This window comes from Microbulbifer pacificus (assembly GCF_002959965.1).
In the GTDB taxonomy this organism is placed as follows: Bacteria; Pseudomonadota; Gammaproteobacteria; order Pseudomonadales; family Cellvibrionaceae; genus Microbulbifer; species Microbulbifer pacificus_A.
Window position 1 is genome coordinate 1,445,084 of sequence record NZ_PREV01000027.1, and the last position, 18,595, is coordinate 1,463,678.

19 protein-coding genes are annotated in these 18,595 nt (G+C 56.0%); 6 read left to right on the forward strand and 13 right to left on the reverse strand.

The genetic code is table 11. From position 1 onward, the window contains the following. Nucleotides 1-194: 194 nt before the first annotated feature. Nucleotides 195-665, forward strand: coding sequence for an Lrp/AsnC family transcriptional regulator (locus C3938_RS16880; RefSeq protein WP_010131435.1), 471 nt, complete (start codon nt 195-197; stop codon nt 663-665). 288 nt (nt 666-953) lie between these two features. Here C3938_RS16880 and C3938_RS16885 read toward each other — a convergent pair whose 3' ends face one another. Then, nucleotides 954-1,463, reverse strand: coding sequence for a shikimate kinase (locus tag C3938_RS16885; RefSeq protein ID WP_105104368.1), 510 nt, complete (start codon nt 1,461-1,463; stop codon nt 954-956). Between the two features lie 60 nt (nt 1,464-1,523). Beyond that, nucleotides 1,524-2,246, reverse strand: coding sequence for an acyltransferase (locus tag C3938_RS16890; RefSeq protein WP_105104369.1), 723 nt, complete (start codon nt 2,244-2,246; stop codon nt 1,524-1,526). A gap of 182 nt (nt 2,247-2,428) precedes the next feature. Between C3938_RS16890 and C3938_RS16895 the strand changes: the two genes are divergently transcribed. Next, nucleotides 2,429-3,061 carry a class I SAM-dependent methyltransferase gene (locus tag C3938_RS16895; RefSeq protein WP_105104370.1) on the forward strand — a complete coding sequence of 211 codons (633 nt, stop codon included), beginning with the start codon at nt 2,429-2,431 and terminating at the stop codon, nt 3,059-3,061. Here the strand turns inward: C3938_RS16895 and C3938_RS16900 are convergent. The 10 genes from C3938_RS16900 to C3938_RS16945 all read right to left on the reverse strand — a co-directional run bounded on the left by C3938_RS16900 (nt 2,987) and on the right by C3938_RS16945 (nt 13,452). Next, the gene (locus C3938_RS16900) at nt 2,987-4,108 is read right to left on the reverse strand and encodes a prenyltransferase/squalene oxidase repeat-containing protein (protein WP_105104371.1); all 1,122 of its coding nucleotides are present in this window, start codon (nt 4,106-4,108) and stop codon (nt 2,987-2,989) included. The genes C3938_RS16895 and C3938_RS16900 overlap by 75 nt on opposite strands. Further along, nucleotides 4,105-4,929: a class I SAM-dependent methyltransferase gene (locus tag C3938_RS16905; RefSeq protein WP_105104372.1), complete on the reverse strand. Its 825-nt coding sequence runs from the start codon at nt 4,927-4,929 to the stop codon at nt 4,105-4,107. Before C3938_RS16905 ends, C3938_RS16900 begins: the two co-directional genes overlap by 4 nt. Next, a complete protein-coding gene (locus C3938_RS16910; RefSeq protein ID WP_105104373.1) occupies nt 4,929-6,335 on the reverse strand; it encodes a glycosyltransferase family 4 protein in 1,407 nt (468 codons plus the stop codon). Before C3938_RS16910 ends, C3938_RS16905 begins: the two co-directional genes overlap by 1 nt. Before the next feature lie 221 nt (nt 6,336-6,556). Continuing rightward, complete coding sequence (locus tag C3938_RS16915) at nt 6,557-7,369, reverse strand: OmpW/AlkL family protein (RefSeq protein WP_105104374.1); 813 nt, start codon at nt 7,367-7,369, stop codon at nt 6,557-6,559. Between the two features lie 367 nt (nt 7,370-7,736). After that, nucleotides 7,737-9,125 (reverse strand): glutamine synthetase family protein, encoded by a 1,389-nt coding sequence (locus C3938_RS16920; RefSeq protein WP_105104375.1) that lies wholly within the window; start codon nt 9,123-9,125, stop codon nt 7,737-7,739. Between the two features lie 77 nt (nt 9,126-9,202). Continuing rightward, nucleotides 9,203-10,552, reverse strand: a complete 1,350-nt coding sequence (locus tag C3938_RS16925) for an aspartate aminotransferase family protein (protein WP_105104376.1) — start codon at nt 10,550-10,552, stop codon at nt 9,203-9,205. 271 nt (nt 10,553-10,823) lie between these two features. Continuing rightward, entirely contained in the window at nt 10,824-11,132 is a 309-nt protein-coding gene (locus C3938_RS16930; protein WP_105104377.1) for a DUF6122 family protein, read from the reverse strand. Next, entirely contained in the window at nt 11,132-11,806 is a 675-nt protein-coding gene (locus C3938_RS16935; protein ID WP_105104378.1) for a GntR family transcriptional regulator, read from the reverse strand. The genes C3938_RS16930 and C3938_RS16935 overlap by 1 nt, the downstream gene beginning before the upstream one ends. A gap of 63 nt (nt 11,807-11,869) precedes the next feature. Beyond that, nucleotides 11,870-12,973, reverse strand: coding sequence for a hypothetical protein (locus C3938_RS16940; RefSeq protein ID WP_233998964.1), 1,104 nt, complete (start codon nt 12,971-12,973; stop codon nt 11,870-11,872). A 38-nt stretch (nt 12,974-13,011) separates the two neighbouring features. Continuing rightward, the gene (locus tag C3938_RS16945; RefSeq protein ID WP_105104380.1) at nt 13,012-13,452 is read right to left on the reverse strand and encodes a VOC family protein; all 441 of its coding nucleotides are present in this window, start codon (nt 13,450-13,452) and stop codon (nt 13,012-13,014) included. 167 nt (nt 13,453-13,619) lie between these two features. Between C3938_RS16945 and C3938_RS16950 the strand changes: the two genes are divergently transcribed. The 4 genes from C3938_RS16950 to C3938_RS16965 all read left to right on the forward strand — a co-directional run bounded on the left by C3938_RS16950 (nt 13,620) and on the right by C3938_RS16965 (nt 16,779). Then, nucleotides 13,620-14,717 (forward strand): hypothetical protein, encoded by a 1,098-nt coding sequence (locus tag C3938_RS16950; protein WP_233998965.1) that lies wholly within the window; start codon nt 13,620-13,622, stop codon nt 14,715-14,717. Between the two features lie 61 nt (nt 14,718-14,778). Beyond that, nucleotides 14,779-15,501 carry an SIMPL domain-containing protein gene (locus tag C3938_RS16955; RefSeq protein WP_105104382.1) on the forward strand — a complete coding sequence of 241 codons (723 nt, stop codon included), beginning with the start codon at nt 14,779-14,781 and terminating at the stop codon, nt 15,499-15,501. A gap of 155 nt (nt 15,502-15,656) precedes the next feature. Next, nucleotides 15,657-16,202: a DUF2058 domain-containing protein gene (locus tag C3938_RS16960; protein WP_105104383.1), complete on the forward strand. Its 546-nt coding sequence runs from the start codon at nt 15,657-15,659 to the stop codon at nt 16,200-16,202. A gap of 16 nt (nt 16,203-16,218) precedes the next feature. Then, nucleotides 16,219-16,779, forward strand: a complete 561-nt coding sequence (locus C3938_RS16965; protein ID WP_105104384.1) for a DUF1415 domain-containing protein — start codon at nt 16,219-16,221, stop codon at nt 16,777-16,779. 43 nt (nt 16,780-16,822) lie between these two features. Here the strand turns inward: C3938_RS16965 and C3938_RS16970 are convergent, their stop codons facing one another. Beyond that, nucleotides 16,823-18,586, reverse strand: a complete 1,764-nt coding sequence (locus C3938_RS16970) for a SulP family inorganic anion transporter (protein ID WP_105104385.1) — start codon at nt 18,584-18,586, stop codon at nt 16,823-16,825. Nucleotides 18,587-18,595 lie beyond the last annotated feature (9 nt).

Consider the following 18,595-nt stretch of genomic DNA (forward strand, 5'->3'; position numbering starts at 1 on the left):
GTGATTCGAGGCACTCGTCGCAGGTTTCGGCGCCTGTTTAGACGACTTATGGTGCGGCAACCGAAAGTTACGACGGCATGGTCGAGCCATACTAGTGCCTTCAGCACATGGAAACATTGCTTTATTTACGGGTTTGCACGTAAAATTATGACAGCCATCTCGAACAAGACTAAGACTGTAGGATAGGAGTTTATATGAAGCGCTCAACAGACCTGGATGATTTCGACCGCAAGATTCTGCGGGCGCTGCAGGAAAACGCCGATTATTCCATGGCTGAGCTTGGAGACAAAGTTGGCCTTTCCCACACCCCCTGCTGGCGACGCATCAAGCGTCTTGAGGCGGAGGGCATCATTCGTGGTCGCGTGACTCTCCTTGATCCGCGCAAACTTGACTTAGGGGTCACAGTATACTGCTACGTGACGATTCACAACCACGATGAAGACTCTCTGAACAACTTTGAATCCGCGGTTCAGGATGTGCAGGAGGTTGTGGAATGTTACTCCACCAGTGGGGACAAAGACTATGTTCTGCGTGTGGTGGTCGACAGCGTTGAGCACTATGAGCAACTGCTGAAGCGCTCGCTGGTTCATCTGCCGAATGTGGCTTCGGTGAACTCTACTTTTGCGTTGAAGCAGGTCAAGTACACTACCCAGCTTCCTCTTTGATTTATTACTCCGAGCTCCGTTTTCTGGGAGCTCTGTTCTGGGTCCTGTGGCGGTTGAGCTCCGGGGATTTGTTTTTGAAACCGCCATGAATACATCCCTGTAGGCTGCGTCGGAAACATCCCTGTTTCCGACGCTTTCAAAAACAAATCCCCGGCACACAACCTTCAATTCAAATTTCGTACCTTCATAAGCGTTTCAGACTTCGCGCAAGACACGCTCCATTCACGAAGGTGTCGATACCGGTGGCGGCACCACCAAGAAACCACCGGTGAAATCGAAGAAAAAACCTCAGTGGCTGGATAACTCGCGAACTACCTTCGCCAATACCTGCTCAAGCCCCCTCCCATCACAGTTCACCACAATATCCGCATACCGGCGATACAGTGCCTGGCGTTCCTCAAACAATTCCTCAAAACTCTGGCCCGGCGCCTTGGCGATACCGCGACTTTCGTAATTGTGGATTCGCCGGCGCAATTCATCTGCGGAGCAGTTCAGAAAAACTGCAGGACCAAATTTCAGCAGATTGTGCATGCCCTCTTCGCTGTACACCGCGCTGCCACCAGTGGCGATGACATGATTGGGAAGTACCGCCTCGGCAATGACCTCCCCCTCGATACGGCGCAGATTCAGGTAGTCGCTCTCATTCATGATCTCCTGCAGGGTTTTGTCTTCCCGCAACTGGATCAGTACATCCGTATCCACAAAATCCTTCGCCAGCTCCTTTGCCAGTAATACTCCAAGCGTACTTTTTCCCGCACCCGGCATCCCGATCAGTACCACACTGCCCTGTTTACTCATTTTTATTAAACTTCCTGCTATCAGACATCCAAATTGACTACCAGACAAACACCCGGGCAATCAATCCCCACGCCGCGGCAACACCACAGACCGCAGCCACCCCAACAGGCTATTGCCGGCAAGCAGCATTTTATCCAATTCATCCAGATTGTGCGCCTGGCGGAAACTGTCGGCGAACAGCGCCTCCCGGGTAATCATTCGGCGGCGGGGATTGATCTGCTTGATCTCCCGCGCCGGATTGCCGGCGACCACGGTATTGGCAGGAACGCTCCGGGTCACGATACTTCCCGCACCCACCACCGCATTGTCACCGATGGTGACTCCTTTACAGATAATCGCACTATCGCCAATCCAGACATTGTTGCCGATCGCTACCGGCGCCGTACAACGGAACGGACGGGTGCGATTGTAGAGGCCGTGCCAGTCGGAATCGGAAATGTATACGTTGGCGGCAAGCATGCAGGAGTCACCGATGCTGATGGATTGTCCCGCGGAAATACGCACCCCGGGGGAAATCAGCACATAATGCCCGATAGTTATTTCTGCATCCCCCCCGCGGTGCCCCATGGCGGTGAAGCGGATGCAATTGTCCGGCGTGGAGATCAGGTGGGGGAAGTTGCCCAGACGAATATTGCGGCCGAACACTTTCACCGACGCGGGATGCATCACTTCCGGTTCACGCCCGATGGCATCGAACTGGGGGAACAGGAAATGCCGGCTGCGCCAGTTGCGGAATTGCAGCATCAGGCGCTTCAGCCAGTATGGTCTATGATCTTTTCGCATTGTTTCACGTAGTTTTACATAGTATTACGTTGTTATTTGGCATCGCAGCGGAAACCGCCGCCCGGATTATTATCGATTTCAAAATGGGTAATATTAGTCAGCAGATTTGCCCCCGGCGCACATTGCAATGACGGCAATCCGCCGCTACTGTCCCATGCGATCAATACAGCCGAAGAATTCTTATGGAAATACCACGTTCACTTGACCTGCCCCTGGACATCGACAGTGTTAAAGGCTTTCTCGACCCACAGGAAGGTGCCGCCCTCCACCGACTCGCCGCGGAAGCCAGCGATCTCGGGCCCTGCCTGGAAGTGGGCAGCTACTGTGGCAAATCCACCGTTTACCTGGGCAGCGCCTGCAAGTTGATGCGCAACACACTGTTTGCGGTAGACCATCACCGGGGCTCCGAGGAACACCAGCCCGGTGAGGAGTATCACGATCGCGATCTGTTTGACGAACGCAGTCAGCTGATGGACAGTTTCCGCAACTTCCGCAGCACCATGCGCGCGGCGGACCTGGAAGAATTCGTTGTACCGGTTGTGGCATCGTCCGCGGTGGCGGCGCGGCACTGGAACACTCCACTGAGCCTGGTGTTCATTGACGGCGGCCATTCCCTGCAGGCGGCGATGACCGATTACCGTTGCTGGACCCGGCATATCGTGCCCGGCGGTTACCTTGCCATTCACGATATTTTTCCCGACCCGGCTGACGGAGGTCAGGCGCCTTATGAGATCTATAAGCTAGCGCTGGCTTCCGCTCAATTCGAGCTCGTGGAAATGGTCAAGACTCTCGGTATCCTGCGTCGCATCCAGTAGCGCCACCCGAGTAAACAGGCTGCTCGCGGGCGTGAGGCCCGCCAGCGCATCCGCAGCCAGCAGCATGGCGCCAACGGTCCAAGTGGTTTTTTCCTCTGGCCAGATGGCGTCATCACGATAGACATAGCCAGTCCAATAACCACCATCTTCGTCTTGCCAGCGGTGCAAACCGCGATACAGCTCTTCAGCCTTAGCCATCTCGCCCACCGCCGTCAATGCCATGACCAGCTCACAGGATTCCGCTACCGTCACCCAGGGTTCATCATTCACACAGCGGCAGCCGAGTCCGGCCACCACAAATTCATCCCACTTCCCCAGTAGACGCGCCTTTGCATCTGCGCCCTTAAACACACCGGTGAGTACCGGATAGAACCAATCCATGGAAAAGCGTGCCTTACTCTCCCAAGTGCGATCAAATCGCTCCGGCATCTCCCTGAGCGCACGGCCCAATTTTGATCGGGCGATATTCCAACGGGGTTTCGGTTTATTCAGGGCTCTCGCCATCAGGATGCCGCACTCGAAACTTTTATAGATCGAGGAACAGCCAGTGATCAGCGCATCACTCATGGGCGCCCCCTGCCCATCCACCGCCCACTGAACATCGCCATATTCAGATTGTAACGCCTCGACAAAATCCAGTGCTTTTTCCACCATTGGCCAGAAACCGTTAAGAAATACACGGTCGCCGGTGATCAAAAAGTGATGCCAGACCCCCGTCGCCACATAAGCGACGAAATTACTTTCGCGACGCTCGCGGTTATCCACCACCCCATTCTTATACGCAGCCCACCAGCTACCATCCTCAAGCTGCTCGGAAGCAAGCCAGGTGTAGGCCTTTTCGGCCGCGCTATACTCTCCCGCAATACTGAGCCCCATCGCCGCTTCCACATGATCCCATGGGTCTGCATGATGGCCGGAAAACCACGGGATGCAGCCACTCTCTAGCTGCTGGGAGAGGATGTAGTCCGCACTCCGACGAACAAAGTCCACGGCAAGCAATGGCTGCTCGATACGTTTGGGGATGGCTGCGGCAGTGGTCGAACTCATGCCGTCACCTCACGCCCGGTTTCCGATTCGGGCTGGCAACGCGCGTGCGACGTTACCGTGTTCTCAAGGGGTTCCGGTTTCTCCGCTTTTTCAACCCGTTTTACCTTCTGTTTCACATTCGGTTTCACGAAGTACAGCGCGATGCTTTTACCCAATACGGGATTGAGGAGTTTTTCCACCCAGCGCGTCAATTTCGGTTTTTGCATCAGATCCCAAACCAGCATGCGGTGGTAGGCGGACACCAGAGGCTGATCGTCGCGCCCCCAAAAAAAGCACTTCAACCACCAGTAAGGCGCATGCAATGCATGGGCTTTATGTCGGGAAAAAAACTGATGCCCATGCTGTTCAATGCTGTGGCGCAACTGTTTCTCGCGGAAAATCCGGATGTGCCCACCCTCAACCTGGTGATAAGCCTCGGATAACTTCCAGCACACCCACTCGGGGAAATAGGCAGGTACCGTAGCCACGAAAACCCCGCCGGGTTTGAGCACGCGGGTTATCTCCGCCAGTACACGCTCATAATCCGGAATATGTTCAAGCACCTCTGAACAGACAACCACATCAAAAAAATCATCGCTGAATGGCAGCTGTAAAGCGTCACTTACGCTGAACTGCACGCGACCGCAAGATTCTCCCGAGGTTAAAAAAGATTCCGCGCGCTCGCGTGCAACGGCAATATCCCGCAGACTCAAATCCACCGCGAATACATCCACCGCATCGGTAATCATCAGGTGAATGGCGTGACGACCCTCGCCACACCCGAGGTCCAGAACTCGCTGCCCAGCCCTCAGGTTCAACAATTCGGGTTTGATGGTAATCATCAGGCCGCTTCCCCCCGATCACGCTCATCGCCGGGAAACACATCACGGGCAATATGTGCATTGTCGGAGGGATCGCGGGCCGGCAATGAATCATGTTTCCCCACAGCCGCAGGTTTGATCCCGTGTTCGGACGAACCGGCAATAATCCCGCGGTAATACGCCACCAGTTTTTCCGCGGCCACCCGCCATGAAAACTGTTCTTCAATTCTCCGCCGACCGGCCATTCCCAGTTCCGCACGCAGCGCAGGATCAGACAACAGTTGCTCGATGGCACGAGCAAGTGCACCGCTGTCTCCCGCAGGTACCACAATACCCGCGTCACCAACCACTTCCGGCAGCGCGCCACCATCACTGGAAATCAGCGGTACACCACACGCCATGGCCTCACCGGCCGGCAGGCCAAACCCTTCATATAAAGAGGGGCACACAACCATTGCTGATGACGCGTAGTGTTCAACCATTTCACGGCTGGAAATACCAGATACAAAACGCACGCCGTTTTCCAGTTTCAATTCCCGCAGCAGCTGTTCAGTGCCCCCGCCCTGCTTCAGTTTTCCCACCACCAGCAGTTGCAACCGGGGAAAGCGTCCACGCAGCAGCGCCATCGCCTGAAGAAGAAAACGCAAGCCTTTCAGCGGCTGATCCGCGGAAGCGGTGGTCATGATCTGGAACGGGTTGACGGCTATCTGCGGCTGGGGAGAAAAAATGCCGGTATCGATTCCGTTGTAAATCAACTTCAGTTGCGACGGCGCGACACCAAATTGCTCGACGATGTCATTCAGCGATTGTGAAGATACGGTGACGATATGTTTGAGGCGACGGGACACCTTGATCTGCATATTCAGAAAACTGTGCCAACGGCGCACCAACAAGCGGTAAAACCAGTCCGGTGCCGCATCCAGAGCTAACTGGCGGTCACGGGTGATCGGATGGTGGATAGTCGCCACCACGGGCAGCCCAGACTTTTCAATATCCAGCAATCCATAACAGAGTGACTGATTATCGTGCACCACGTCGTAGTCTTGACCGTGGCGACGCAGGTAGCGGGCAACCCTGCGCCCGAACGTATATGGCTCGGCAAATGCCCCAGTCAGTTTTCCGAACCACTCATAGAAATCCGCCCAGCTGAGCAAGTGATGGAGTTTGAGTGCGCGGGTGGGATTTTCGTGTTCGTACAGGTTGAGGCCCGGTATTTTGATCAGGCGGACCCGCGGATCCAACTCCGGATAAGGCTGGCCGGAAATGACATCGACCTTGTGGCCCGCCTCCACCAGCGCCTTGCTCAGATAATGCAGGTAAATGCCCTGACCACCACAGTGGGGATGGCTTCGATAGCCGAGTAAGCAGATATTCAATGGCCGGTTACTGGCCGTCGGACCGTCTGTATGATTGCCCAAGGCGGTCATAGATTCCCCAGAATTATTGTTTTGGCGAACGCAAATAGCTCGGGCGCCGTAAAAGGGCGAAGAATACACCGGCAAGGAAATGACTGCCAGACTGAATCCGTCCACACCAGAGACGAGACCGTTCAGTCTGAATGGCTGAGTGCTCTGCGATCAACAATCCCAAGACAAAGGCCCCGGGACGGCTGTCCCGGGGCAAAAATATCTGGAGCAATCGTCAAAGATCAGAAGCTGAACTTGTAACCCACGCCCAAATTGAAAATCCAGGAGTCGAACTCGACATCTTCATTGACACGCACACTGAATCTGTCCACTGTCACGGGCTCATAACCATCAAAACCGATTTCAACGCGCGGGTCGGCATCAACATACATGGCCGATGCATTAAACAACCAGCTGGAATTGCGTCCAAACGCCATATCCACACCAATCTGGGCGGCCCAACCGAAGGAGCTTCCCAAATTGATCAGGCCGGTGGACTCTCTGACCACCTCCATATCCGGTCCGACATATTCGATATCGGCAGCTTTTCTGAGGAACTCCTGATCAAGATCGGTGTAGTTAACGCCAATACCGATGTACGGTTGTATCCAGGATTCGACACACACCGGATACCAGTTGACGAAGAAGGTAGAAATATTGGCTTCAAAATCCCCGACACTACCGGCCGCTGTCCACTCACCGTAACCGGGAGAGGAAATTCTCGTTGCCAGATTGCTTTCCAGATCCGCGCCATCCATGTATCCGAGCTGTACCGCCCAGTGATCAACAATGAAGTAGGTACCGTTAATGAACCAGGTGGTGTCGTCATCCAGGTCCAGATAGTTCTCAACAGTTACTGGGATAGCGGGTGCATCGGGATCATCAGGGTCCTCGATACCGACAACCTGGACGCTATTGACTGTATCATTATCAGGGTCCATATAGGCGGCACCGACACGGACGATAAAATCTCCGCCTTTGAAATCGGCAAATGCCGGCGAGGCTGCACCCGCGGCGGCGATCACCAGCGGAAGAAGAAGGGACTTGGTTCGCATGGGTAACTCCTTTTAACTCTGAAATGCTCCATGGCCGTCGGGGCCACTGCACAAAAGGTGACCCGCGCGTACGGTTAGTTTCAGTATAGGTGGAGTTTTCGGGAAAACAGCAAGTACTTGCTAAGCATTCCCCGACAAATGGGAAGAAATTTCCGTTATTCCGTATGCACCAAAAAAATGCCCGCCATAAGGCGGGCCAGTTTTCTCGAACACACTTTCAGGAGGAGAGTTTGCGACGCACTGTGTACGCGAGCACACAGCTGTCTGTACTTAGGTATAGCAGAGCATTTTCCGCTACCTGTCGCCCTGACATCAAAGCCGTTGATTACGGGTCGCAATCCACGCCTGAATATTCACTGGCAGCACCTCAGACGCGCTGCAGGTAACTCTCGTATTCCACGTCCGTCACCCGCGAGGCGATCTCCGCCTGTTCCTGACGCTTCAACATCACAAACAGATCAACAAACTCCGGGTCGAAATATTCCTTCCACAGCTTGCTTTCTTCAAACTGGTCGAGCGCACCGCTCCAGGTGTTGATCAATTGATGCTCACTTTCCATTTGATAAGCGTCGCCCTCCACCGGCTCCGGTGGCTGCAGACGGTTTTCAAGGCCGTGACAGACGCCCGCGAGAATCGCCGCCAGGACCAGATAGGCATTCACATCAGCCCCGGCTATACGGTGTTCAATCCGCCGGGCATTGGAATCACCCGCCGGAATACGGAAGGTGACCGTGCGATTGTCATATCCCCAGCACAGATTCAGCGGCGCGTGACTGCTCTCCTGGAACCGCCGATAGGAGTTGCTGTGCGGCGCAAAGATGGCCATGGAATCATTGGCTGTTGCCATCATGCCGGCCACGGCCTGGCGCAGCAGATCGGTGCCCTCCTCACTGCCATCGTCAAATACGTTATTGCCGTCTTTGTCTTCCAGGCTCAGGTGCACGTGCATGCCGTTGCCGGCGAGATCACCAAACAGCTTGGCCATGGTACTCACGCGCAAACCGTGGCTGCGGGCAACACCTTTCAGCAGGCGCTTGAACAACAGCGTCTGATCCGCCACTTTCACCGGATCATTGCAGTGCAGCAGGTTGATTTCGAATTGGCCGGGAGAGTACTCGGAAATAATCGAATCAGCGGGGATATCCTGGGCTTCACAGGCGGCGCGTACGTCGGCGAAGAAGTGGCGCTGGGAATCCAGTTCGGAAAGATCGTACACGTCGGTGGACGGCACCAGATCGGAGTCGTTATCGCTGACCGGGCGTGGGTGCCCGAGCTCATCGGCCCCCTCTTTCAGCAGATAAAATTCGAGTTCGGTAGCACATACGGCCTTGTAGCCGAGACGCTCCAACCGTGCGACCACTTTCTGCAACTGGGAGCGAGGGTCGGCAAACAGCACCGTTCCATCCGCTTCAAACAGCTGCATATGCAGTTGTGCCGTCTGCTCCCGATGCCAGGGTGCCATGGTAATCGGTGACACCGGCATGCAAATGCCGTCGCTGTCGCCGCTGGCGAATACCAGCGGGCTGTCTTCTATATCCCGCCCCCAGATATCCAGGCTGACGGCACTACGCGGCATCTGTAAACCACCCCCAAGCAGTTTGTGCGCGGAGTCCGCTGGCAGCCATTTGCCCCGGGGTATGCCATTGATGTCGAAAGCAAAGCCCTCAATCCATTTCAGTTTCGGGTGCGCTTCAAGAAAGGCTTCAGACGCTGCAAGCAATTCCTGGGACGGCTCGTATTGTTCTTGTGCTGCCATAACCAATTCACTTATGGAGGTATTTCATTTCCCCTGTCCGCGGAAAACACACGCAGACAGGTTCTTTATCACGCAGTTTACGCCATGGCTTTGGCGGTTTCATCCAGCGCGCGACGGGCTTTTTCAACAAGCTCATCAATTTGCGCGGTGGACAGAATCAAAGGTGGTGCAATGATCATGGTATCGCCGGTTGCACGCATGACCAGACCATTCTTGATACTCATTCCACGACAGACGGCGCCGGCCGTGCATTTGTCATCAAAGCGCGTGCGACCGGCTTTGTCATTGACCAACTCCAGCGCACCGACGAGTCCGAGGGAACGCGCCTCCCCAACAATAGGGTGGTCCGCCAGCTCCGCCCAGCGCTTGGCGAGATACGGCGCCGTGTTGTCACGCACGTTTTCGATGATTTTTTCATCCCGCAGGATATTGAGTGTCGCCAGCCCCGCCATACAGGCTGCCGGGTGCGCCGAATAGGTATAACCGTGGGTAAACTCGCCGCCTTTGGATTTGATGACTTCGGCCACCCGATCACTCACCATGGTACCGCCGAGAGGGAAGTAGCCGTTGGTAACTGCCTTGGCGAAGGTCATCAGATCCGGCTTCAGTCCGTAGTAATCCGATCCGAACCAGGCACCGGTGCGGCCGAAGCCGAAGATTACCTCGTCCATGACCAGCAGAATATCGTACTGATCCAGTACCTTTTTCACTTCCGGCCAGTAGGTTTCCGGTGGAATGATCACACCACCGGCACCCTGAATCGGCTCGGCAATGAATGCCGCTACCTTTTCCGGCCCCAGCTCCTGAATTTTTTCGTCCAGGCAGCGCGCCGCATACACGCCGAATTCATCCGGTGACATGTCACCGCCCTCACCGAACCAGTAGGGCTGCTGAATGTGCTCGATGTAGTCGAGGGACTGGAACTGCTTGTGCATGCCGCTCATGCCGCCGAGACTGGCACCACCGATGGTAGAACCATGGTATGCATTGTTGCGCGAGATGATGATGCGCTTCTCGGGCCGATCTTGCAGGTCCCAGTAACGGCGGATAATACGCAGATTGGTATCGTTGGCCTCACTGCCAGAGCCGGTGAAGAACACATTGTTCATATGCGCCGGAGTCACTTCCGCCAGCAAATCCGCCAACTCAATCGACGGTACGGTGGTGCACTGGAAAAAGCTGTTATAGAACGGCAACCGATTCAGCTGTTCGTAGATAGCCTCGGTAATTTCCCGGCGACTGTAGCCCAGGTTGCAGCACCAGAGGCCAGACATACCATCGAGCATTTTGTGGCCATCGATGTCCTCGATATACACACCTTCGGCACGGGTGATCACTCGGGTGCCCTGCTGGCCCAAGTCGTGAAAATCCGTAAAAGGGTGCAGCAGGTGCTCGCGGTCATGTTGTTGTAACTGTTGCTTGTTCATGAACTCACTCCCGTTTCCTGGCGCGCTTTAAAGTATGGGCAAAAGGTTGGCGCCGCAAAATGTGATCACATTCTAGTGTGACCCGACATGAAAGCGCAACCACTTCAACAGATGCACGCGCCGGCCCTATACGGTGGCCAACAATTAGCGACAAGTCACACCCCGGCCCTTCCGTGCCGGGAGTCCTGAAACACTATAGTCAGCAAATGTCGATTGGCGCCCGAAGTTGAAATAGGGAGCGGTCAGAGGGAAAGAACAGACAATGGAGAGATCACAGGCCGCAATCAATCGCATCCAGCAGCATGTGGACAATCAGACCAATACCCAGCCAGCGCACCGGCTTCCAGGGCAGGAACATCATGGCGCCGTAAAAAGAGATGGGGAACATCGTATGCAACGGGTGGAAGTTGATACTGCAGCGATCGGGATCGTATACCGGGGATGCCAGCAAATGGTCCAGGTCCACCAGGTTCGCGGCCAGCATGAATACTGCGGCCTTCTTCCATTCGTCACGAAAGAAAAACCAGGCAATCGCCAGCGGAATGAGCGCATGTAAAACGATATGGAGGTAACTGAACATCAGGTCGGCATTAACTCTTCGGCGGAAATGGAACCCAGGCCCTCTTCAATGTCCTGGCGAATGGCGGTGCGCACGCGCTGCTCATCTCTCTGTGCAATGGCCACAATCAGATCCTGATGGCGGTCCGGCAACTCCTGTACACCGAAGCGCTGGAATACCAGGTGCTGCAGCGGCGCAGTCTGTAACCACAGGCTTTCGATCAGCGAGAGAATGATGTGAGGACGCCCAAGGCGATAGAGGGTGAAGTGAAACTCGAGATTGCCCGTGACGTATTCCTGGATGTCATTTTTATCCAGTGCTGCCGTCACCCGGTCATCCAGTGCGCGCAGGGCCGCCACCTCTGTATCCCCGACAAATGGCAGAGCCTGGGCCGCCGCCTGGCATTCCAGCGCCACACGGGCAGCACAGATTTCATCCAGTTTTTCCCGGGTCAGGGTTGGCACGGTTACCCGACGAGTGTCGGAGAGTTCAAGAGCGCGCTCAGAGGTCAGGCGGCGCAGCGCCTCGCGCACGGGCATTGGGCTGCAATTCAGCTGCTCGGCCAGTCCGCGAATGGTGATCGCCTTCCCCGGAAGAAACTGGCCCCGCAGGATGGCATCACGCACCTGGTAATACACCCGCTCCTGGGTGGTACGGAACTCTTCCTGCGGCTCGGTAAATTCGGCATCTATCACTTGCGGTCCCGTCCGTCGCGATTCGGTTAAGGGCGATGTATCCACCCACGACCGCTCGGCCAGTCAGGCGGACAGCGCCAGTTTGTGCGGCGCCTGATCTCCGCCGACTTCGATCAGTTCGTCGGCAATGGCGCCAGTTTGCCACAATTCGTAAAAATCCTCTGCTACCTGTTTGCCGGCATCCGTCACCGCGTTCCAGTAGCGCAGGCGCTCCTCGGTAGAAAGCTTTACGAAATCGTCCCGGTCCGGAATCTTGCCGAAGGGCAATGTCGCCACCCAGGACGGTGACGGCGCCACCAGAATGACATTTTGCATGGCGCCGCCGCGCACCCAGCGCCAGCGGAAACTCTTGTCGAACCAGCCGGGTACCAGATACGGAAAGAAATGCGGGTAGAGCACCAGCCCCTCCGGATGCTCAAAACCCAGGTCAAAATGGTAATCGGTGATGCCCCCATCCCGGTAGTTACCGGCCGGCGCCCCCGCAGGGGTCGGCACACCGGCCATAACCAGGGGAATGGAACCGGATGCCAACACCGCGGGGCATACGTTTTCCGGGTTGAGTGAGGTATTCACCGTGTAGAGGTTGCGAAAATCCACGCTGGGGCTGGCACCTGAGTGGAATACCACCCGATCCCAGAAAGCGCGCAGACTGCGGCGGCTAAACGCATTGGCCAGCGCCGACGCCAATAGCGCAGGCGCCAGGACAGCCCGCTTTTCACTGGCAAGAGGCCCGCGGCCACGCACGGTCACAAAGTGGCTGTGCCACACCGGATTGCTTGCCACCTCTTCCGCTCCGCTGCTGCCGAGCACTTCACGCAATATCCGCTCGCCGGCAGCGGTGATCTCCGTCGGGGTCGGACGCGCACTGTCGTAGGTCTGGTTTACGTATCCGTGTTCCAGCGTTTCCAGGGCCGCCATAGGGTCGGATGTGGCATAACACATATTGCGAAAGCTGCCGATGGAGGAGCCGAGTGTGGCGATCGGCAAACGGCGATCGCGAAAGAACTCACCGATCAACACCCGGTCCAGCTGGCTGATCGCCAGCCACTTGGGACCACCGGACGCCCCCACCAGCGTGGAGATCATTTCCGGGCGCAAACCCTCATCTTTTATCTGGCGTGTCGCATTCGCACCCGCCAGGATCACACAGCTTCTCTGCTTCTTCACTGTTACCACTTTACCTACGACTTATCTGCAAGATTTGGTTACCAGGTCCCGGTATTTTCCATGGACGCCCAGGGCTCCTGCGGCTCCAGGGCATCCCCTTTCTGCAGCAGTTCAATGGAAATATTGTCCGGCGAACGCACAAACGCCATATGGCCATCCCGCGGCGGGCGGTTGATGGTCACTCCCTTATCCATCAGGCGCTGGCAGGTTTCGTAGATATTGTCCACGCGATATGCCAGATGGCCGAAGTTGCGGCCACCGCTATAGGTCTCCGGGTCCCAATTGTAAGTCAGTTCCAGGCAGGGGCGTTTTTCGCTGCTCGCGGATTCGGCATCGCCCGGTGCAGCCAAAAACACCAGAGTAAAGCGGCCTTTCTCATAATCATTGCGCGAAACCTCATACAGGCCCAGTTTGTCGCAATAAAATTCCAGAGATTTTTCCAGGTCGGTGACTCGCACCATTGTGTGCAAATATTCCACTGCAACGCCTCCTTTGTGGGATTACAATCCCGCTACATCAACAAGGTGACTACTTTAGTCACCAGACAAAAAGTTACCAGCGCGAAATGTACCAAAAATACTATCGACACTTTTTACAGGCTGCTCAAAAAACGGCCTCCACAACGTGCGACCTGCCGGTGCTGCATATGGCATGCCACTCCCACCACTTCTGGCCAGACGTCACCCTGGACGCCGTCAATGCCTACTGGCAGGACGCGGCACAGATGGCCGACAGCAAGTGGGAGATCATCTTCGGCGAGAAGATACCAGCCTTCCAACGCGGCATTGCCAAGGCACTTAACCACCCCGCACCGCAGCAGATTGCGCTCGCGCCCAACACCCACGAGCTGGTATATCGACTGATCAGCGCCTTCGATTTGACCCGGCCGCTGCGCATACTTACCACGGATGGGGAATTCTACAGCTTCGCCCGCCAGCTGCAGCGCCTTGAAGAACTCACCAATGTAGAAGTTGTACGAGTGGCCACACAACCCTTTGCCACCCTGCCCCAGCGCTTCGAGCGGGAATTGCACAGTGGCAACTATCAGCTCGCCTACGCCAGCCAAGTGTTTTTTGATTCCGGTGTCGCCTTCCCCGGGTTGCTGGAACTGGCCGCACGCAAGCCCGCAACCGTGCAGATGGTGATTGATGGTTACCACGCATTTTTCGCTCGCCCGACGGACCTCTCCGCCATCGCCGACAAGGTGTTCTATACCGCAGGCTCCTACAAATATCTGGGTGCCGGCGAAGGGATGTGCTTTATGACTATCCCCCGGGATTGCCAGCTGCGTCCACTCAATACCGGCTGGTTTGCGGAAATGGCAGAATTGGAGAACCGCGCGGAAGGTGTGGGTTTCGGATCTGACTGGCTGCGCTTTGCCGGCGCCACCATGGACTACTCACCACTGTACAAAGCGCTGGCAGTACTGGATCTGTACGAACGCGAAGGCATCACCGTGGAGGGCATCCACGGCTATGTACAGGGGAATCAGCGGCGCTTTCTCGCAGCCATGGATGCCGCCCGGCACCCACTGCTGAACCGCGACAATCTCATTGCCCACGACCTGGAAAACGGTCACGGCCATTTCTTTACCTTCCGCTGTGGCAGCGCGACAAATGCGGAAAAACTTCAGCTGGAACTACGGCAGAAAAATGTGCTGTGCGATCGCCGCCAGCAGTTATTGCGGTTGGGTTTTGCGCTCTACCACCCGCAGGATGAAACCTTCGAACGGCTGTTCACCTGAAGTTCATGTTTGAACGCCAATAATAGAAACTGACGTATCACTGGCAAATTAAGGATTCGCCATGCAAAAGACCCTCAAACTGTTTTCCGCCGGCCTACTGGCAAGTCTCGCTGTACTCGCTTCTGGTTGTGGCGGCGGTACTGGCAAACACCCATCCGGCACACTGATTTCCATTTCCGCTCAGGGCGAAGCCAGCCGCGCCCCGGATATTGCCAATATTTCCGCGGGCGTTGTCACCGAAGCCAGCGAAAGCGATGCGGCTATGCGAGCCAACGCAGAACAGATGGATAAGCTGATGCAGGCGATCAAAAAGGCCGGCATCGACGATAAGGACGTACAGACCAGCGGTATCAATCTGATGCCCCGCTACGACTACCAACCCAACCGCGAACGCCAGCTTTTGGGATACCAGGCCCACAACAACGTGAATATCACTGTGCGCAAACTGGATGAGTTGAGCAAAGTCATCGACCTTCTCGCTGCGGAAGGTGCCAATCAGATTCACGGCCCCAGCTTCTCCATCGGTGAGCCGGAGCCCCTGCTGGCCGAGGCCCGTGAGAAAGCCCTGAAACAGGCCCAGGCCCGTGCCGAGTCCTATGCGGAGGCGCTCGGCACCAAAGTACGCAGAATCGTGAGTATTTCCGAAGGCAGTCACGGCGGTATGCCCCGCCCGATGATGCGCGCGGAAATGGCGACCGCCAAAGACAGCGCCAGTACGCCGATTGCGGTAGGGGAGACTTCCGTTTCGGTAAACCTGGAACTGGTGTTTGAACTGGCGAAATAATTCGCCGAATACCGCAGCCACAGCCCCCGCTCACGATGCGGGTGCTGTGGCCCGCCCTCAGAGAGCCTGCGAAGTCCGATGGCCGCGCCCCTGCTGCGATCCCGTCTCCAATCCGCTAGAATTCCCGCCAGAACTTCCCGATCAGGTACTTACCAATGGCATCACTTCAGGACCAATTGCTCAAGGCAGGTCTGGTGGATGGCAAGAAAGCCAAGCAAATCAGTAAAGAAAAGCGCAAGCAGAACAAAGTGGCCAAAAAGTCTGGCGACACGCCAGTGGACGACGCCAAACTGGCGGTTGAACAGGCCCGCACTGCCAAGGTGGCCCGCGATCGCGAGCTGAACGCCCAGCGTGAGGCCGCGGCACAGCAGAAGGCCATCGCCGCGCAGATCAAGCAACTGATCGAACACAACAAACAGCCCAAAGGGGCCAACGGTCAGAACGACGTTGCCTACCATTTCACTTTCGATAAAAAAGTGAAAAAAATCTACGTCTCAACCGCCGTGCAGGACCATCTGATCGCCGGTCGCCTGATGATTGTCGGCGAAGGCGAGAGTTTCGAGCTGGTACCGAGGGTCATTGCCGACAAGATTGCCGAGCGCAACCCCAGTATGGTGGTGCAACCGCCAGAGCAGACCACGGTGGTCGAAGCAGACGATCCCTATGCGGGCTATGAAATTCCCGACGATCTGATGTGGTAAACCGGACGCGACCGCTATGGCAGACAGTGATCCGGTTATCGCGCAGATAGAGCAGTGGCTGAAGGACGTGGTAGTGGGCCTGAATCTATGCCCCTTCGCCCGCAAGCCACTACGCGCCGGGCAAATCCGCTATGTGGTGAGCGATGCTGCGGGTGAAAAATGCACCGAGGTACTTCTGGAAGAACTGCTGCAGGAATTCCAGGTACTGGATCGCTGCAACGAACAGGAGGTCGAAACCACCCTGTTGATTTTACCCACGCAACTGCGGGATTTTCAGGATTACAACTTTTTTCTCGACGATGCCGAGTGGCTGCTAAAACGGCACGGCTACGAGGGCATTTACCAGATCGCCAGCTTCCATCCTCACTATCAATTTGCTGACACGGAACCCGAGGACGCGGAAAACCTGACCAATCGCGCCCCCTACCCGATTCTGCACATTCTGCGCGAGGCGAGTTTGGAGCGTGGACTCAGGAATTATCCGGACCCTGAGAATATCCCGCACAACAATATCGTACGGGTGGAGTCACTGACCGACGCAGAAAAAAAAGCACTGTTTCCCTACCTTTTTTCCTGAACGTTTGTATTCCAAGCATACGGAAAACGCCTTAAAAATGCCCTCAAAGCTCGGCGCACCCGGAAAAATTCCCCCGCAAATCCGTGAATGCCTGATATTGAGTGAAGAAAATCTTACCGGAAATGTCCTTGAGGAAGCCGCAGCGTTGCAACGCGTCCATCACCGGCCCTTTCACTTCGGAAAGATGGAGACAGATACCCGCCTGCTTCAGCTGTTCGTTGATGGACTCGAGCGTCTCCAGTGCACTCCAGTCAATTTCATTGATGGCGCTGCACATCAGAATAACGTGACACAGCTCCGGCGTTGCCGCCACGTCGCGATATATCCGCTCTTCAAGAAAAGCCGCATTGGAAAACATCAGGCTTTCATCTACCCGAATGCTCAGTATCTGCGGCACGGTCAATACCTGATGGCGCTCGACGTTACGGAAGTGCTCGGTCCCTTCCACCAGCCCCACTTCTGCAATGTGCGGTTTGGACGTGCGGTACAAAAACAATACGATCGACGCCAGCACCCCACAGGAAACACCGGTTTCCACTCCGAACAGCAGAGTAACCACGATGGTGACCAGTACGGCAAAGAAATCACTCGGCGAGTAACGCCAGGTCTTTTTCAGGATGGAAAAGTCCACCAGCGACAGCACGGCAACGATGATCGTCGCCGCCAGTGTTGCCTTCGGCAGGTAATACAGGAAGGGCGTCAGGAACATCGCGGCGAGTGCAATACCGATGGCAGTGAAAACACTGGCGAGCTGTGTCTCCGCCCCCGCATCAAAATTGACCACCGAGCGGGAAAATCCGCCGGTCACCGGAAAGCCACCAGAAATACCCGCGACAAAATTGGCACTGCCGAGACCGATCAGCTCCTGATTCATATCAATTTTCTGGCGCCGCTTGGCCGCCAGGGTCTTACCGACGGAAACCGATTCGACATAGCCAATGACGGATATCATCACTGCTGGCAGCGCCAGTTGCTCAAACAGGGTTCGACTTACATGCGGCCACTGCAACGTTGGAAGCCCGCCGGGAATGGCACCCACCAGCTGAACACCTTTGTCTTCCAGATTGAAACCGGAGGCCACGCCAATAGTTGCCAGCACCCCCAGCACCGGCGCGGCCTTTACCATCAGGGATGCCGCGTCTTTCGATAGGGAAAGGCGCTGCAACAATACCACCATCCCCGAACGTGCCCATATCAGGAACAACACTACCGCCATGCCAAGCAGCAACGTGATGGGGTTCCAGTGCACCAGGTTCTGTATTATTCCGTGAATGAGCTCCGGCAGGCTCCCACCGCTGGCAGAGATACCCAACAAATGCTTGAGCTGGCTGAAGGCGATGAGAATCCCGGATGCAGTGATAAACCCGGATATAACCGGGTGCGACAGAAAATTGGCGAGGAATCCCAGACGCAAAACCCCCAGCAGCATCAAAAAGCCGCCGGACAACAGGGCCAGCACAGCTGCGGCCACCAGGTAGTCCGCCGTGCTCTGTGCCGCAACCTGTCCAAGCGCTACCGCACTCATCAGCGATGCGACCGCCACCGGCCCCACCGACAGTGTGCAGCTGCTGCCAAACACGGCATAGGCGACCAGGGGAATGATGCTCGCGTAGAGGCCGACTTCCGCCGGCAAGCCGGCCAGTAACGCGTAAGCCAGTGACTGCGGAATCAACATTACGGTGACTACGGCAGCGGCCACCAGGTCGCGTCGCAACTTTCCGCCGGAGTAATTCGGAAGCCAAACGGTGATTGGCACATAGCGACGAATCAGCCTTGGAACCGGATTTCCAATATCGCCAGTATTCATCTGCTGCCG

Coding starts and splice junctions, on each gene's coding strand:
- C3938_RS16915 (WP_105104374.1), bottom strand. CDS start 7,369: ATGCGAACCAAGTCCCTTCTTCTTCCGCTGGTGATCGCCGCCGCGGGT.
- C3938_RS16955 (WP_105104382.1), top strand. CDS start 14,779: ATGCAAAAGACCCTCAAACTGTTTTCCGCCGGCCTACTGGCAAGTCTC.
- C3938_RS16895 (WP_105104370.1), top strand. CDS start 2,429: ATGGAAATACCACGTTCACTTGACCTGCCCCTGGACATCGACAGTGTT.
- C3938_RS16965 (WP_105104384.1), top strand. CDS start 16,219: ATGGCAGACAGTGATCCGGTTATCGCGCAGATAGAGCAGTGGCTGAAG.
- C3938_RS16885 (WP_105104368.1), bottom strand. CDS start 1,463: ATGAGTAAACAGGGCAGTGTGGTACTGATCGGGATGCCGGGTGCGGGA.
- C3938_RS16880 (WP_010131435.1), top strand. CDS start 195: ATGAAGCGCTCAACAGACCTGGATGATTTCGACCGCAAGATTCTGCGG.
- C3938_RS16905 (WP_105104372.1), bottom strand. CDS start 4,929: ATGATTACCATCAAACCCGAATTGTTGAACCTGAGGGCTGGGCAGCGA.
- C3938_RS16930 (WP_105104377.1), bottom strand. CDS start 11,132: ATGTTCAGTTACCTCCATATCGTTTTACATGCGCTCATTCCGCTGGCG.
- C3938_RS16910 (WP_105104373.1), bottom strand. CDS start 6,335: ATGACCGCCTTGGGCAATCATACAGACGGTCCGACGGCCAGTAACCGG.
- C3938_RS16960 (WP_105104383.1), top strand. CDS start 15,657: ATGGCATCACTTCAGGACCAATTGCTCAAGGCAGGTCTGGTGGATGGC.
- C3938_RS16925 (WP_105104376.1), bottom strand. CDS start 10,552: ATGAACAAGCAACAGTTACAACAACATGACCGCGAGCACCTGCTGCAC.
- C3938_RS16950 (WP_233998965.1), top strand. CDS start 13,620: ATGGCATGCCACTCCCACCACTTCTGGCCAGACGTCACCCTGGACGCC.
- C3938_RS16890 (WP_105104369.1), bottom strand. CDS start 2,246: ATGCGAAAAGATCATAGACCATACTGGCTGAAGCGCCTGATGCTGCAA.
- C3938_RS16900 (WP_105104371.1), bottom strand. CDS start 4,108: ATGAGTTCGACCACTGCCGCAGCCATCCCCAAACGTATCGAGCAGCCA.
- C3938_RS16970 (WP_105104385.1), bottom strand. CDS start 18,586: ATGAATACTGGCGATATTGGAAATCCGGTTCCAAGGCTGATTCGTCGC.
- C3938_RS16920 (WP_105104375.1), bottom strand. CDS start 9,125: ATGGCAGCACAAGAACAATACGAGCCGTCCCAGGAATTGCTTGCAGCG.